18 protein-coding genes and 1 tRNA gene are annotated in these 14795 nt (G+C 41.4%); 8 read left to right on the forward strand and 11 right to left on the reverse strand.

Annotated features, from left to right (window positions below; genetic code table 11):
• Positions 1-306 precede the first annotated feature (306 nt).
• The 3 genes from MSTHT_RS04195 (at position 307) to MSTHT_RS04205 (ending at position 3074) form a co-directional block, all read left to right on the forward strand.
• Positions 307-612: a glutaredoxin family protein gene (locus MSTHT_RS04195; RefSeq protein ID WP_048166692.1), complete on the forward strand. Its 306-nt coding sequence runs from the start codon at positions 307-309 to the stop codon at positions 610-612.
• Positions 613-770: 158 nt separating this feature from the next.
• Positions 771-1274 carry a ferredoxin-thioredoxin reductase catalytic domain-containing protein gene (locus MSTHT_RS04200; protein ID WP_181952257.1) on the forward strand — a complete coding sequence of 168 codons (504 nt, stop codon included), beginning with the start codon at positions 771-773 and terminating at the stop codon, positions 1272-1274.
• 735 nt (positions 1275-2009) lie between these two features.
• Positions 2010-3074: a hypothetical protein gene (locus MSTHT_RS04205; RefSeq protein ID WP_048166694.1), complete on the forward strand. Its 1065-nt coding sequence runs from the start codon at positions 2010-2012 to the stop codon at positions 3072-3074.
• A 105-nt stretch (positions 3075-3179) separates the two neighbouring features.
• Here the strand turns inward: MSTHT_RS04205 and MSTHT_RS04210 are convergent, their stop codons facing one another.
• The 4 genes from MSTHT_RS04210 to MSTHT_RS15340 all read right to left on the reverse strand — a co-directional run bounded on the left by MSTHT_RS04210 (position 3180) and on the right by MSTHT_RS15340 (position 5747).
• Positions 3180-4037, reverse strand: a complete 858-nt coding sequence (locus tag MSTHT_RS04210; RefSeq protein ID WP_048166695.1) for a 4Fe-4S binding protein — start codon at positions 4035-4037, stop codon at positions 3180-3182.
• Positions 4038-4440: 403 nt separating this feature from the next.
• Positions 4441-4677, reverse strand: coding sequence for a hypothetical protein (locus tag MSTHT_RS14365; RefSeq protein ID WP_156149709.1), 237 nt, complete (start codon positions 4675-4677; stop codon positions 4441-4443).
• Positions 4678-4731: 54 nt separating this feature from the next.
• Positions 4732-5148: an IS1/IS1595 family N-terminal zinc-binding domain-containing protein gene (locus MSTHT_RS04220; protein ID WP_048166696.1), complete on the reverse strand. Its 417-nt coding sequence runs from the start codon at positions 5146-5148 to the stop codon at positions 4732-4734.
• Positions 5149-5618: 470 nt separating this feature from the next.
• Positions 5619-5747, reverse strand: a complete 129-nt coding sequence (locus MSTHT_RS15340) for a hypothetical protein (RefSeq protein ID WP_259274591.1) — start codon at positions 5745-5747, stop codon at positions 5619-5621.
• Between the two features lie 366 nt (positions 5748-6113).
• On the opposite strand from MSTHT_RS15340, the gene MSTHT_RS04225 reads away from it, so the two are divergent.
• Entirely contained in the window at positions 6114-6551 is a 438-nt protein-coding gene (locus tag MSTHT_RS04225; RefSeq protein ID WP_048166697.1) for a hypothetical protein, read from the forward strand.
• A 247-nt stretch (positions 6552-6798) separates the two neighbouring features.
• Here MSTHT_RS04225 and MSTHT_RS04230 read toward each other — a convergent pair whose 3' ends face one another.
• The 7 genes from MSTHT_RS04230 to MSTHT_RS14375 form a co-directional block, all read right to left on the reverse strand.
• Positions 6799-7032 (reverse strand): PLP-dependent transferase, encoded by a 234-nt coding sequence (locus tag MSTHT_RS04230; protein WP_048166698.1) that lies wholly within the window; start codon positions 7030-7032, stop codon positions 6799-6801.
• A complete protein-coding gene (pscS, locus tag MSTHT_RS04235) occupies positions 7013-8407 on the reverse strand; it encodes an O-phospho-L-seryl-tRNA:Cys-tRNA synthase (protein WP_048166699.1) in 1395 nt (464 codons plus the stop codon). Before pscS ends, MSTHT_RS04230 begins: the two co-directional genes overlap by 20 nt.
• A 10-nt stretch (positions 8408-8417) precedes the next feature.
• A tRNA-Cys gene (locus tag MSTHT_RS14370) sits at positions 8418-8488 on the reverse strand.
• 929 nt (positions 8489-9417) lie between these two features.
• Positions 9418-9735 (reverse strand): hypothetical protein, encoded by a 318-nt coding sequence (locus MSTHT_RS13710; protein WP_052721829.1) that lies wholly within the window; start codon positions 9733-9735, stop codon positions 9418-9420.
• A gap of 642 nt (positions 9736-10377) precedes the next feature.
• Positions 10378-10671, reverse strand: a complete 294-nt coding sequence (locus MSTHT_RS04245) for a Fe-S-containing protein (protein ID WP_181952259.1) — start codon at positions 10669-10671, stop codon at positions 10378-10380.
• Positions 10672-10693: 22 nt separating this feature from the next.
• The gene (locus MSTHT_RS14765; RefSeq protein WP_181952260.1) at positions 10694-10846 is read right to left on the reverse strand and encodes a hypothetical protein; all 153 of its coding nucleotides are present in this window, start codon (positions 10844-10846) and stop codon (positions 10694-10696) included.
• 18 nt (positions 10847-10864) lie between these two features.
• Positions 10865-11017, reverse strand: coding sequence for a hypothetical protein (locus MSTHT_RS14375; RefSeq protein ID WP_156149710.1), 153 nt, complete (start codon positions 11015-11017; stop codon positions 10865-10867).
• Positions 11018-11451: 434 nt separating this feature from the next.
• Here MSTHT_RS14375 and MSTHT_RS04250 point away from each other — a divergent pair, with 434 nt between their 5' ends.
• The 4 genes from MSTHT_RS04250 (at position 11452) to MSTHT_RS04265 (ending at position 14764) form a co-directional block, all read left to right on the forward strand.
• The gene (locus MSTHT_RS04250) at positions 11452-12255 is read left to right on the forward strand and encodes a hypothetical protein (RefSeq protein WP_048166701.1); all 804 of its coding nucleotides are present in this window, start codon (positions 11452-11454) and stop codon (positions 12253-12255) included.
• 306 nt (positions 12256-12561) lie between these two features.
• A complete protein-coding gene (locus tag MSTHT_RS04255) occupies positions 12562-13386 on the forward strand; it encodes an ATP-binding cassette domain-containing protein (protein WP_048166702.1) in 825 nt (274 codons plus the stop codon).
• Positions 13383-14087: a GTP-binding protein gene (locus MSTHT_RS04260; RefSeq protein WP_048166703.1), complete on the forward strand. Its 705-nt coding sequence runs from the start codon at positions 13383-13385 to the stop codon at positions 14085-14087. The genes MSTHT_RS04255 and MSTHT_RS04260 overlap by 4 nt, the downstream gene beginning before the upstream one ends.
• A gap of 2 nt (positions 14088-14089) precedes the next feature.
• The gene (locus tag MSTHT_RS04265) at positions 14090-14764 is read left to right on the forward strand and encodes a (Fe-S)-binding protein (protein WP_048166704.1); all 675 of its coding nucleotides are present in this window, start codon (positions 14090-14092) and stop codon (positions 14762-14764) included.
• Positions 14765-14795: the final 31 nt, after the last annotated feature.

Raw genomic sequence — 14795 nt, forward strand, 5'->3', positions numbered from 1 at the left:
TAATTCCTTGCTGGTTATCTACTCTACCGTTATCTACTCTTCCGTAAATTTCCTGTTATGTTCTTAATTTCTGCTTTATTGCTAACTTTCTGTTTTACAATTTGACTGCATCACTATTATAGTATGTCCAAATTTTATATACTTTAGTCTATATTTTCTCATAAGCAATTTACAAAACCTGCAATATTTACAAAAACCTGCAGTTTGTTATGGCTTAACTGCCAGCAGGCGGTGAAAAAGATTCGCTTTGAGGCAAAGTACTCATAGGCGTACTGCCATAACTTTATTGTAGCCGGGGGTTTTTTAATGGATGTATCTAATCTAAGCAAGGAACAAGGAGAACACATTCCTGGAATCGACAGGGGTAAGGTTGTAATGTACGGTCTCAGTACCTGTGTGTGGTGCAAGAAAACAAAGAAACTGCTTACCGATCTTGGTGTGGAATTTGAATTTATATACGTGGATAAGCTTGAGGGAGAGCAGGAAGAACAGGCTGTCGAGGAAGTAAAACGCTTCAATCCTTCAGCTTCCTTCCCAACAACTGTTATAAACGGGAAGAAAGCTATCGTGGGTTTTAAAGAAAAAGAAATCCGCGAAGCCCTTGGCTTTTAAGGAGGAAGTTAGCTGAAACAGAGCTAAAAAAGTCTTTGATAAAACTTTTTTAGAAAAGCTTCATTAAAATCTATTGGTTTTCCAAGAAATTTTAATTATAAGGGGATGTTGGGCTGAAAAAGGAAGAAGCTGCCGAGGAAGGTATAACAGATGAGCTTGTGGACAAAGTCTACAGGCATTTGAATAAGCAGGTAGAAGCGTCGGGATATCACCTCAATCCTGATGTCGAGTTTACAAAAGAGCTTATATGGGGGCTGCTCGTCAACGAGCGGCGGTACGGCTATTGGTCCTGCCCGTGCCGGCTCTCTGCCAATAATCTGGAAGAAGACCTGGACATTGTCTGTCCATGCTACTATCGAGATCCCGATCTGAATGACTATGGAGCCTGTTACTGTGCGCTCTATGTTTCGGACGAGGTCATCCGGGGAGAAAGAAGCGTGGAACCGGTTCCAGAAAGGCGCCCTCCCAAAGAGCAGAGAGATATTGAAAGAGAAGAAGAAAAGAAAAGAGCCGAGATGATAGAAAATATGGAATTCACAGGAAAACTTTCAAAGCCAGTATGGAGATGCAAGGTTTGCGGATACCTCTCTGCCATGGACGAACCACCTGGGGTCTGTCCGATTTGTAAAGCCAGAAAGGAAAGATTTGAACGGTTTATGTAAGGTTCAGTAAATTTTTCCTTTATTATTTTCCATTTTTGCAACTTTTTTATTCTAATTTTGATTCTACTTGATAAATTGAGTTCATACTTAAAGAAATCGAAGGATTAAACGAAGGCGTATAAAACTAACAGGTCAGGTTCAATTATAATTATTGGAAAAATGATCAAATGCTGCCTAATAAGAATAAAGGTACTCGACGCTGTCGATGTGGAATATTTTTGACTCTAAAAAACTTCTGTAAGCCTGTAAATTTATAAGGTGAATCTAACCAAATTATATGCATTGAAAATTATATATCCATTTAATTAACAATTATTAACCGGGAAGTCAAGCTGTTATAAAGACATTAGCAGCCATGGGATTTCATGGAAACGATGTTTTCAATTATTTTAATGGGGGTTATCCAGCAGAGGAGAAATCAGGCAGGCTGAAGAACAATACTTCTAGAATCCACACTAATTCGTGGCAACTGTCTGGAATTGATTGAAGCACCTGAGAAAAATTAGTGTTCCATCCAGCTTCAAGTTGGAAAGCTTTTATCTGTTACTGGAATGAATCTAAAATACTGAGAAGCTGTTTAAGCTATATCCGTGTTAATTTTCACTGGAGCTTTCTTAACTTTTATGTTTCAAGTTGAATTTTATGCTAAACCTTTCATAATTTCTGGGAATCTTCTTTGATAAACAGGGCAATTATATGGGAACTAAGAAGTACTTTAGTAAAGGGGGATGATTTATGAGAAAATCACTGGTACCAGGTCTTATTTTATTTATAATTCTTTTTGCTGCACTGCCTTACTCAGCAGGGGCTGTCGATGAAGATCTTCTTAAATATACAAGCTCAGGAAACGCTTTTGGGGGTGGAGATAACCTTCAGATTGACGAGGACATCCAGGGAGATCTGGTGCTTGCAGGCTCCCGGCTTGAAATAAACGGGGATATTGGAGACGATTTCATAGGTGCAGGCGGGCAGTTAATTGTTAACGGCAACGTTTCGGGAAATATTATCGCAGCTGGAGGCTCAATCCGGATTAACGGGAATGTAGGCGGAGATGTAGCAGCCGCAGGCGGTCAGATTTTTCTTTCCCGGGATAGCGTTGTCGAGGGGGATCTTCTACTTGGCGGAGGAGAAATAACGCTTGATGGAATCGTTAACGGAAATGGGGATATCTCAGCAGGTACTTTAAGAGCCGGTGACGACTTCGAGCTTAGAGGGGATCTAAAACTGCAAGCTGAGAATTATCCCCCTGATCTGGATGATAAAGTAGGCGGAAACCTCAATATTACTCAGGTAAATGCAACCGAAGAGCAATATGCAGGTGCCGCCAGAGGGTTTAACGTTTTATCATTTATTATAGGGTTGCTTGCAGCCCTGATCCTGGGTCTGGTTCTTATATATCTTTTCCCGGGTTTCGTAAGAGGGGTTGCAGATCTTGTAAAAGATTCACCTTTGAAAACTGCACTACTGGGCCTTCTGGCTTTGATTTTCCTCCCTGTACTTGCGTTAATCCTGCTTATTACCATATTCGGGTGGAGCCTCTCGGTCCTGATAATCCTGCTTCTGGCACTTGCGGTTCTCATTGCGACAATACCTGTCAAATTGCTTGCAGGTGAGCTAATCTATAATAAAATCTTAAAAAAGGAAGCCGGAGAAATAGCGTATTATCTTGTCGGTGCAGTTGTGTTTGCAATTTTATATGAAATTCCCATTGTGGGATGGCTAATAGGTTTTATTGCACTCATTATCGGGCTGGGGGCGATAATAGCCTGGCTTGGGATTCGCGCCAGGTCGACAGGTTAAATGTGCTAGTTAAACTGGCAGACTTTTTAAGCAGGGGAAAAATTGGAGATCTGGAAAATTAAGAAAACTGGAATTCAGGAGAAAATTAAAAATGGGAAGGAATTTTCAGGAAAGGACTTCCTTCCTGTACTTTTCCATTCCCATCCTTTCAAGAAGATCTCCGAGCCTCTCACCGTCAAGCCCTTCTCTCCTGTAATACTCAAAGGTTTTTTCAAGGACTGAAAATACCTGCTCCTCATCTGCAAGTTCAAGAAGTTTAATCCCTTGCATGGGCTGGAGTCCTGCCTTTCCTCCAACAAAAATCGTGCATCCGATTTTTCCTGCCCTCAGGGCATCTTTCCGGCAGGCAGCAATACAAGCTCCGCAGAGAATACATTTTTTAGTATTTATAAAGGCTTTATCTTCCAGGACTTTTATTGCTCCAACCTTACACGCTTTCTCGCAGAGCTTACAACCGACACAATTCTCTCCAAGAATTTCAGGTTTCACATTGCCCATGATTCCAAAATCGTTTTCCTGAGGTCTTACACAGGCTGAAGGGCAGCCTGTTACTGCAATCTTTAACTTTTTAGGGACAGCTTCTCCAAAGTATTTTTCATCTATCTTGCATGCCAGGTTCTCGCAGTCGATCAAGCCGTTTCTGCAGACCCTATTTCCCTGACAGGCGACAACTGCTCTTACCCTTTTTCCGGCAGAGCCTGCTGAAATGCCCTGTTTCTCAAGTTCATTTCTTGCTGCTTCAGTATCTTCAAGTTTAACAAAAGGGATCTCAATCTGTTGCCTTGATGTTATGTGAATATAGCCAGAACCATATTTTTCAGCTGCATCTGCAATTGCCCGTAGTTTTTTGGCGTCCAGATTCCCACTCACTACCTTCAGCCGCATTGAAAACATATTTTCCTGCCTCTGAGGTAGAAATCCCTTGCTTTTAAGTAAGGACACATCTATTTTTTTTCCACTCATATAGAATCACTTATTACAAAAGCAACTCTTCTTGATGTATATAAGTATTTTTGTATATCATCTGTTTTTTATTAGATTGCAGCTTTTGCCCGAATTCGTAATCTGGGAAATTTGGAAGCATATCTAACCCGAGAAAACAAATTATTTGGATTGGGTAAGTCAAGATAACTTGATCATTAATAAAAGGGTAAAGTAAGAGAAAGAAAAAACATTGAACTGCAAAGGTATTACATAAAATCCGACCCCTATGAAGATACTGAGTATGGCATTTTTTTCCTAAAGTGCAGCCCGACAACAGGCCTATGATAAATAGTTCAGGAATCCCATACGGAGCTGAGAACCGTTTCACATCTTTCAGGCAGTAGATTACAAGCAACAGGAGAATTATAGAGGAAGATTTTCCTCAACGACTGGGAGCATTTCTGGCGGTTCTCTTGAGCTGAAAAACAGGAATTGAAGGGCTTTCGTTGCAAAGGGTGTAAGCGCTATGACCGCAATTGTTACAGGTAAGCCTGTAAAATGCATGCCTGAGATAATACCGGTTGAGGAATTGAGCAATTTTCACAAGTACTGTCTTAGTAAATCTGTCTTCGTAAATTATACTTTCGTCAAGCTCTTCGGGCTGAGTAAATGCAGCCATTATCAGTATCAGGCAAAGCAATATACTTGAAGCCTCAGCCGGCTTTTTTCAGGGTTACTCCCGGGAAGTTCCTCGCTTTTTCTCCAGAAGTGCCCATAATTTTTCACATTCATTTGCTGTAAGCCCGATATGTTTGATAAGGTATTCTTCCGTTTTCTCATTCCTTACCGTACCTTTTATCAAATGGCTTATCGTATCTCTGTGGTGCCCTGTTATTCGTTCAATACTTCGTATCCCATTTTTTTCCAGAAAAAGCCGATATATTAACCTTATTTCATCTGCAGGCAGATGTTTACGGTAAACGGGGGTGCCTACTGTATCCATAAAAAATCTTCCGCAATGTTTACAGTAGTATCTCTGATGTCCGGTCTTATACTTTCCCCGTTTTATAACAGCCTTTCCTTCCGCTCTTTGGTAATATTCACATTCGGGATTTGGGCATAGAACCTCATTCAAGTTTTCAACTGACATAATATAATCAATAAGTTGTAACTTCTATAATATATTTATTTTGCTTGCTTGATTTCAGATGCTATATTCCACGCAGATTATTAAGCACAAAGGCAATCGTTATTCAAAAAATTACTATCGGATAACGGTATGGTACATACCAATATTCTCACATCATATTTATTATTTATGAGAAGCCCGGACTTGCTGCTCCTGCAATTATCTGTCCCAGAGCATCAAGATAACTTTCTTGACCGAAGTCTGCCTGTTCCAGCGATCAAGCCTTTTTCCCGCAAGTGTCCAAATGGCAGGAGATATTCCCTTCTTTTGCATGTTCATCGACTACTGGGATCATCTGCCGAATAAATCCCTATAATCCCGAGACTACCTGTTGGGTTGACCAACCTTACGAGATCATTTATTACCAGGGTCGGGTTTTCTTTTGAGGGATCTTCTTGGTCTCCTGCCTGATAGCCAACCGCATCTATACCTTACATGACACCTTTCACTTTTTTCCCGCCAGGCAGGAGTGACTGCACAATTGCCGGGTTCATAGTCCTTATCATCTGGATCATGGCTACAGGATCACTTACGATAAAAAATCCAGTTAGATTTAGCACCTGAACTCATGCCTTAAATTGAATATTTACCGGGCATTGCATCTGCTGAGAGAATTAAATCAAAAGAAATATACACTTTAAGTAGTAACACAGGACAGATGAAGTCCCTTAAATGACGCATAAATAATCTGCAAATAATATGTAAAAAATTTAATCAGTCGTTACAAATATCAGAATTAAAACAATACCGATAACTGAAATGGTCACAATAATTAGAATATTTATGCTGTTTAAGAAAAATAAATGTGAATATTTAAGTAGTAAAAATTTGCCGAGGGAAGTTGATTGGTAAGCCAAGCATATAAAAACTTACTCAGATTGTTTGAAAGCTTAGAGAATAGGCGTCCATATGACAGATTAAAAAGAATGTTAATTATTTCACTAGCTATCTTTTTCATAGCAGGGCTAACAGTAGCAATAGCAGTATTTTGGGGTGTAAAAACTCCAGGATACCAGCGGGGCTATATAGACGGTTATCGGGAAAGCTACAAGGCTGCTCTCGAAGGTGAACATTACAATGTCAAAGCTGGTCTCCTGAATGAAAGCCGCGGCTTCTACAACGATGGCTACCGAGACGGCTATGATGAAGGCTATCCTGAAGGGCAAATAGACCGGGTAATCTACTTGGAACATGAAGCTGCGAAGAGATACGAAGATAGCCAGCACTCAGAGACCAGCCAGAATAATGAAACCAGTCTGAGTCATGAGACTGACAACGATCATGAAACTATTCAGGGCAACGAGACCAGCCAAAACAGCAGAACCAGCAGACCCCGTGAAATCAACTACCTGAGCGATGATTAAGGTTAATAACATTATAACTCAGAAAAGAAGTGCCTATGCCTTTTTCCGTATTTCACTTAATTTATACCCTTTAAAAACGTGCAACCCCAGAGAAAGCTATAACCCAGTATGTTTTTTTGTATAAGACTAAAAGGATTTATTAATCTCACTTACTAATATTGTTTCCATGCCTGTAGAAACAAGGGAAATATGCGACAGAGAACAATAAAGAAAGTTTTGTGAGGTTTCGGAAATCTACAAGTAAAGGTTATGCTCCAATGGCTGTAATGCGCTTCTCAAAGACGTCATTAGTAGGATTCCTTATATGGGTGTAGATGTTGCCAAGCTCTTTGAGGCCAAAAAGATTGGCTGCATGATTCGTATCCCGGAAGACATATGACGTTATCTGGTATATGGGTACTGTTCGTGCTCCTGTAACCGGGTCCGGACTCTGCCCAGAGTGAAGTGCAAGCGTCCCTAGCTTATAGTTCTCTGTTGTCATTTGAATTATCCTCCCTCTTTACTTGAAGATTATATTTGTCAGCAATATCCTGAAAAGTATCTATTACATAGCGAACTTTCTCCCATGAGAGTCCGTATGTATTGAGTTTCCAGACGCGTGTGGCTCCTGCAAATTCTCCGACAATACCCTTACTTGAGAGTTCATCTGTAAGGAAGAAACCTCTCCGCTTATGTTTCTGTGCTATAACATCAAAACTTTCGGTAGTGTCGATTTTAGATAGTGTATGTTTACGTGGGTACTCAGAGACAACTTTACTGCCTTTTATAGCAAGTAAACCATCAATTAGATAGTTTGATTTTCTCAACTCATCTTCCCAGTTTTTTACTCTCTCCTTAACTGTAGGAAATGAAGCCATCATACCCAGCAATGTTGAGCCCATAAGTGTGCATCCTAGCATTTCGACTTCTTTAACGCCAAACTTGCGTCCGGTAAGATCACCCGTCATCTGTGTTGTGCGGAATATTTTCGGAGCCCATTCCTCAGTCGTTGCCAGTACCCCTGACGGTGCAGGCGATGCCATACTTTTGTGACCTGAGCCCACAACAAAATCCGCGCCAATATCCTTTCCATCCACAGGCATAACCCCAACAGTATATGCACCGTTGTACAGAAGAGGAATATCATACTGATGTGCAACTTTTGCTATGCCCTTTACATCGTGTTCGTTGGCATACTGGTAATCAAAGTGATCTATCATTACCAGCACAGGCAGCTTTCCTGTTTCTTGCTTTACTGCTTCGATCCTTTCAGCAGTAGCATCTGCTGTTACGATATTGTGCTCGTTTAAGGGCACTTCTCTTACTATTCCTCCTGCTTCTTCTACTGCCAGGAACTCTGTATAATGAGCCAGAGCTGAAACAATAACAGAGTCACCTTTATCAACCAGAGTGGAAGCCACTGCCTGAAAGCCGCGCCTTGCACCAGGAACTACACGAGCAACATCCATGTTAACGAAACTTGCGAGTTGTTCATGAAATGGTGCTATGGGCGGACTGCTTATTTTGTCCAGCCTGAAGGGTTTTCGGCAGGCGTCACAGGTGGAGTAGCCGTCACCGTATGCTATGAGAGCTTTTCGGGCTTCAGGTGTAAGCCTTCCTGCTGCCTGAATTGGCTGTATATTGATATAGTTCTCTTCTCTGGACCGGATATCAATATTATTAGCTATTTTCCTGATTTCCGGGACCCCAGTACTGTTCTCTATATCATCCAGAATTTTTCTGACTCTGTCCACTCCTTTTCTAATGGAATGTTCTTCTTCTGGAGTTATAGTATCTGGAAGTCTTTGTCTAAGTATCTCCCGAATATCCTCAAGGGCAAAAAGTGCCTCAAACGTTTTTTGTGTTCTTATATCCATAATATCCCTAAGCTAAGACCCGGAATCGAACCGGGATGAATGGATCTGCAGTCCATTGCGTAACCTTTCCGCCATCTCAGCATTCATATAAATTTAGTTTTGCTTATACGCCCGAGATTCCACAGGCGTACACAGTTATTGCATCTGTGGATTCCTGCGGAAAACGGGCTATTCAAAAGATTGTGGGTTATAGCTGTTTTTTGTCTGTTCATCTACGACTTGGTATTCATACAGGGCGTTAGGTAGATTTTGATTCGCTGCAGGCACTTCACAATTGTGAAGTCTGGATTTTAATCCATTTTCGGCTTTGCTTGCTTTGTTAAAACCTCCTTCATGCTAAAAAATGCATTAAATTTTTTCTGTTAAAAGTTTTCTCATGATAGAAAAAACTTTTAAGCCAGAGTCTGGAATCTAACCGGGATAAATGGATCTGCAGTCCACTACATAGCATTTCCGCCACCAGGCAAATCTAATTCACAATTGTGAACTGATAACATAACATATTCATTATTAATATTTAAAACTATTTTTTAGGGCAAAAAATGCCTTAAGTCAATTAAGTATGGTATAGAAGAATGGTTCGAATAACAGATCATAATCATCTTTAATATTATCTATATATGAAGGCAAAAAGTACCTGAAGATCATCTGTATCCGTAGATTAAGGATGAAAATTGCCTTGTTGGCAGATATAAAACAGCTGTACAAGCCCTGCTGCTAAAAATAAAATTTTATTCATTTTAGCAATTAAATAAAAATTTGTTTTATTTAATTGTAAGCAGCTTATATATTAACGAGGTATTTCTTACAAAAAAGGGTATATCCATAGTTAAGAATTAAGAATTAGCAAATAAAGATGCGAAACTTGTAATTATAAATCCTCCTTTATTCTTGAGTGCTCGGCTAATTAAATGACTCCTGTACCTTCCCTTTGCTTTCCAGATTTATTTTTTAAAACCTCCTCATTTTCACACTAACAGCAAATCTGTAAAAATAAACCCGGTTTTATGTTATGTCGCAATTTTGTATAAAGCCTTCAGAATTGAGTACCTTTTATTCTCCAAGGTTACACTATAGTAAGGTACCAGTTTCGGAGAAAATGCAATAATAAAGTTCGCAAATCTGGGAACATTTCCTGCCATAACATTCGTATACTCAAAATTTCTGGACTGGAGGTCAAGAAACTTATTGTAGTAAAGAAGAGCAATGGATCCCCTCAAGCTAAAAGCCGGGTCCCGGGCGGAAGACCAGGAGACCGTACTTTTCTTTCCGTAAAGAGTCAGATGTGCTGCGACTGCTTCTCCTTCGGGAGTTTCGGATACAAGCATGTAACCGATATTCTTTTTCCGAATCAGGTCAAAAACTTTCCCAAAAAAACCTCTTAGGCAACGGGGGTTTCAGTTCAGTCTCTCATAAACTTTGGAAAACAAATCGTAATAGATTTCAGGATCATATTGCATATCCCGATCCTGAGCCCTGCTTTAACTGCGGATTTAAGGTCTTTCCGGATTGTTCTGGAAATGTTCTTATCTACATTTTCCTTCAGATCCAGGTGGTGGGTATAGTGAACCTTGGAGTCCCAGCTGTTCTAGATAAATGGTCTGATATCCTCGATTCCGGGAGAAAACTTCAGGTGGATACTATCAAGCCCTGCTTTGAAAGGAATTTACTGAGTACATCAAGGATTTCGTGGATCTCCTGTACTTGTTTGCTTGTTCTGGAGCTGGAATTTTCCTTTATAAGAGGTCCGCAATAGTCAGTCGAATTGCAGGTCGAAGATACTATTTTCAGGATTCCCTTGATATTTTTAACAAAAAGGAGGTATCCCCCACAAGCTCACTGTTTTTGAAACAGCCATAGATTCTCACATCCCTGGCAAGTACATCCCTGTAGATCTCAAGCCAGTCACTGGTATGAAAAACTGTCAGAAACTGCCAGAAATAGTAAAGTTTGAAAAAGCTTAAAGAGATTTAATTTGGTTCTATAGCTTTTTCGTGTGCAGTTACCACGTCATCGAGTTTCATGGTTATCTTATCTTCTGAAATTGTGTAAGGAATGCTCTCTTTTGGAAATGCTACACAACCTCCTCCGATACCCGTACCTGTCTCAGCATCAAAGACAGTACCGCAAGAATCACACACAAGAGTACCGTTCTCAAGCGTAAATCCTATTGAATTGCATGGAGGGCATACATTGGACCTGACAAAGACCTTGTCATCAAACCGGTAATCCATGACTACAATTTCGCCTATGTCAGTATTCACTTTAAAGAGAACGTTTGTATTTTCAACCACCGAGCTGGCTTGGAATGGATACCTGATCTGCACTTGCCTGTGCAGTGACCCAGGTAGCTTTTGCAGAACCTGTATCATTTTCACCTGTTGTAGAACCGGTTCCTGCGAATCCGGCTGCTACTAAAGATATTGCGAGTACTAGCAAACTCCAAAAATCAATTTTTTATTCATGTTTTTCATTCCGCGACATTTCCTCTTTTAAATATATGATGCGGTCAGAATACGCTGCAAGTTCTCCATTATGGGTGACCATTACTACGGTCATTTCTCCAGCCAGGGATTTCAGCAAAGAGATTATCATGAATCGTAGCTGCATCAAATGCCCCTGTTGGTTCATCTGCAAGCAGAAACGAAGTATGGCATAGTCGCCATAATAATAAGACTCTTTTCTTAAGGCAACTGTCACTTATGACTTTTACAAAAAAACCGTTCAGAGACTGAACTCGAGCTCCTTGCTGATGCATTTGCAGGCAAAATTGCTGGCGAAGCAGCAGTAGAATCTGCAAGGGGAAAGCTACAATAAAAATCCCTTCACTTCGAGTTTTAATATTCTTTTTCTTCTATTAATCGGAATTGATCATAACCTTTTTAAGCTCACAATAGTTACCATTAATCTATTCACAATTGTTAACATCTTAAAAATACTGATGTTAATGAATTTAATTTCACCATTGAAAACTTCCTGCTGGTAAACAAGAACCAAACTTAGCAAATACACCATCGCAATATGCTTCTTTAAAGGGTATAACCATGGACGCTGAACTTAATGCATTTATAAAAGCATACCTGATAAGTATTGGAAGTGTTCGGGTAGACAGCTCGCTTCTTCCTGACCAGCATAGTAGTATGGCTACAGCTGGACCAGGGGCAGGATGCTCCTCAGTTTTTCTCAGGTCAGGAGACAAACGGGTCAGGCTAGCAATTAATGATTCTTCTCCTTTGTGTATAATGCCTGAAGATGAACATGTTGTCGTTGTTAAAGGTGAAGAAGTAATTGCTAGGGGTGTAGCCGTTTCGCCGGAGAAAGAGGTCAGAAGGGCGGCAGAAATTGTAAAGCAGCTTACACGTGAGTATGACCTTCCTATAGGTGTCTCACTGTATCCCACAAAGACCTCATCCGAAGAACTTTATTCGGCAGGCGCATGCGAGATAAAGTACAATGTCGAGACCATGGATCCTGTACTTTTCCGCCGCTTCTGCCCGGATCTTTCACTGGATTCTGTGCTTGATTCTCTTGATACAGCAGTGGATGTATTCGGCCGAAATCGGGTATCTTCGAACTTCATAATTGGCCTTGGGGAAAGTGACGAGACCGTCCGAAGAGGTATTAAACAGCTTACTGAGCGATGCATAATTCCTATTCTCAGGCCTATATCCCCTCATCCTCTCAGAAAAGATGTAAAAAATATTACCAGACCGGATGCTGCACGGCTTCTAAAACTTGGGAATATGTTGAGGGATATGCTTGATCGCAACTCTCTCTGTGCAGATAAAGCGCAGACAATGTGCCTGTTGTGTACAGGCTGCGACCTTACACCTCATAGAGACCTTTGAAACTGTACTTATGCAGCTCTATTATGTGCTGAATGATAATGATAGCGTATTGATAGAGTATTAATAGCGTACTGATAGCATACTGATCTAATAATAGCGTACTGATAGCATACTGATCTAATTGCAGTCCCCATAACTCTCTGAAGAGTCTTACAAATTCAGATTAGTTTATCTTTTCTATTTTTCCGATATTTCCAATATAATATCCTTATTAGGATATAATTCAGTCAAGAATTGTCTATTTAGGTTAGAAATATCTATTTTTGTGGAAAGCCTTATAAAAACTGGAGCTAAACTCTTGAGCATATGACTCAACAGTTCACTCTTACCATCCAAGCTGGAAAAAACAAGTTCGGAGAACTGGAGGGATTTGACAGCATAGAGATAAGGGCAGGAGACACCTTGTCAATTGTAGGTCCTACCGGCTCGGGAAAATCCGCTTTAATAAATGATATTGAGACCCTTGCACAGGGGGATAGTGTAACAGGCAGGCGGATTCTTATTAATGGAGAAGAGCCTCCCGAAGCTTTTGTACGCGAACCTGCTTTCAAACCGATTTCCCTCATAACCCAGAACACGCGCTGTCTGGCAGATCTCTCGGTCGAAGCATTCCTGCTGATGCATATAAAGGCACGAAAACCTGGCAGGGAAGACTTGCTTGATGAGACAATAAAGCTTGCAAACACATTTACGGGCGAAGCTATCAGCCCTAAAAGCCGGATGAGCGGCTTATCAGGGGGTCAGACCCGATCACTTATGATTGCCGATGCTCTTGTAATCGGGGATACCCCAATACTTTTGCTCGACGAGATCGAGAACGCAGGCATTTTTAAAGACCGGGTAATCGAGTCGCTTCAGGGAAGAAACAAGGCTGTTATCCTTGTAACTCACGATCCTTATCTTGCCCTTAAGGCAAGCCGGCGCATAGTGATGAAACACGGGGGAGTTTCCTCTGTTATCGAGCCAATGGGCAGGGAAAGACACCTTATCGAAGAACTTGCCTTAGTCGAAGACCAGCTTCATAAAATCCGTGAGAAAATAAGGCTGGGAGCTGCTTTCCCATCAAACTCTAGGGAGGTTTTTCCAGAGACATTGATGGCTGCGGTTGAACAGGAGGTAAGCTACAGATGAAACTTCTTATAATTGCAGGCCCTCCAAGCGGAGGAAAAACAGCTGTGATCCGCCAGGTTATAAAAAACCTCCCAGAGGGAGCACTTCCTGCGTTCCTGAAGATTGACGTGGTGCATGCAACTGAAGACGAAGAGCTTGCAGAAGAGTTTGACATTCCTGTCAAAAAGATATATTCCGGAGATGTGTGTCCCGACCACATGGGAATCCTTGTGCTTGAAGATGCATTGCACTGGGCTGCGAGCCTTTCAAGAAATCTTCTGATAGTTGAGAGTGCGGGTCTCTGCCTCAGGTGTACGCCTTATACAACAGATTCACTCGGGATTGCGGTTGTAAGTTCGATGTCAGGCACAAACTCTCCTTTTAAAATGGCGCCCCTGCTTGCACTTGCGGATGTGGCAGTCGTTACCAAGACCGATCTTGTTTCACAGGCTGAAAAAGAGGTTTTCAGGGAAAATATCCGAAAAGTAGTCCCAGGTATTGATATTGTGGAAACAAATGCAATCCAGGGAACCGGGCTGAGGTATCTCATGAGGCGGATTGCCAACCAGCCTGAGATAGGCACGGAACCTGTAGTGCTAAGGGGATCTCCTCCGCTTGGTGTATGTACGGTATGTATCGGCAAAAAGGAGATAGGATGGAAAAACCACTTTGGGATTATCCGTCCGCTCGATATGTCGGAGCCCGTATATAGGGGTGACTGAAGATGAATAAATGGACTCCGCCTGGTAAAAACTGTGGAGCTTGCGGTTCCCAGACCTGCTCTGGCTTTGTTGACCGGCTTGAAGGAGGTTTGGCAGAACCAAGTCTCTGCCCCTTTTACAGTAAAGAGAAAACAAGAAGCCAGGAAAACATCATGAGCTTGGGAAACACTCCAAACCTGAGAAATTTTGTATCCCAGGCTAAAGATTTTACTTACTCGGGAATAGATGTTGTAGGGAAGGAATATGATTTTGTTCTACTCCCGTTTCCGGATGAGCCGTCAGCCAGGAAGTTTATAGTGCCTTTCAGGGCCGATCTTGTTGAAGTATGGGGAATAAAAAAAGGAGACCTTGTAACTGGCCGTCCTGCAGGTCCTGGGTGCCCGGTCTACCATGCTCTTAGAGTTCTGAGTGCAAATCCGGTTACGGGCGTAATCGAGTGTCATACTGTGGGCCCAATGGAAGCACGAAAAGAAGATGTTCATGATGTACAGGCATATCACGTCCATGCTTTTGAAGGAGTTGCCAGTCCTGTAAAAAAGCCTCCTGTTTTTGGAACACGTCAGTATTTCCTGCCTGGCAACTGCATGATAGGGCTTGCACACACTGCTCTTGTGAATATGGTTTTCCAGAAATCCTTCGGAACTCACGTCCGGCTTGAAGATATCAGGATACTATGAAAACGATTGAGGAAATTAACGAGACAGGGTA

Origin of the sequence: Methanosarcina thermophila TM-1, from assembly GCF_000969885.1 — an archaeon.
In the GTDB taxonomy this organism is placed as follows: Archaea; Halobacteriota; Methanosarcinia; order Methanosarcinales; family Methanosarcinaceae; genus Methanosarcina; species Methanosarcina thermophila.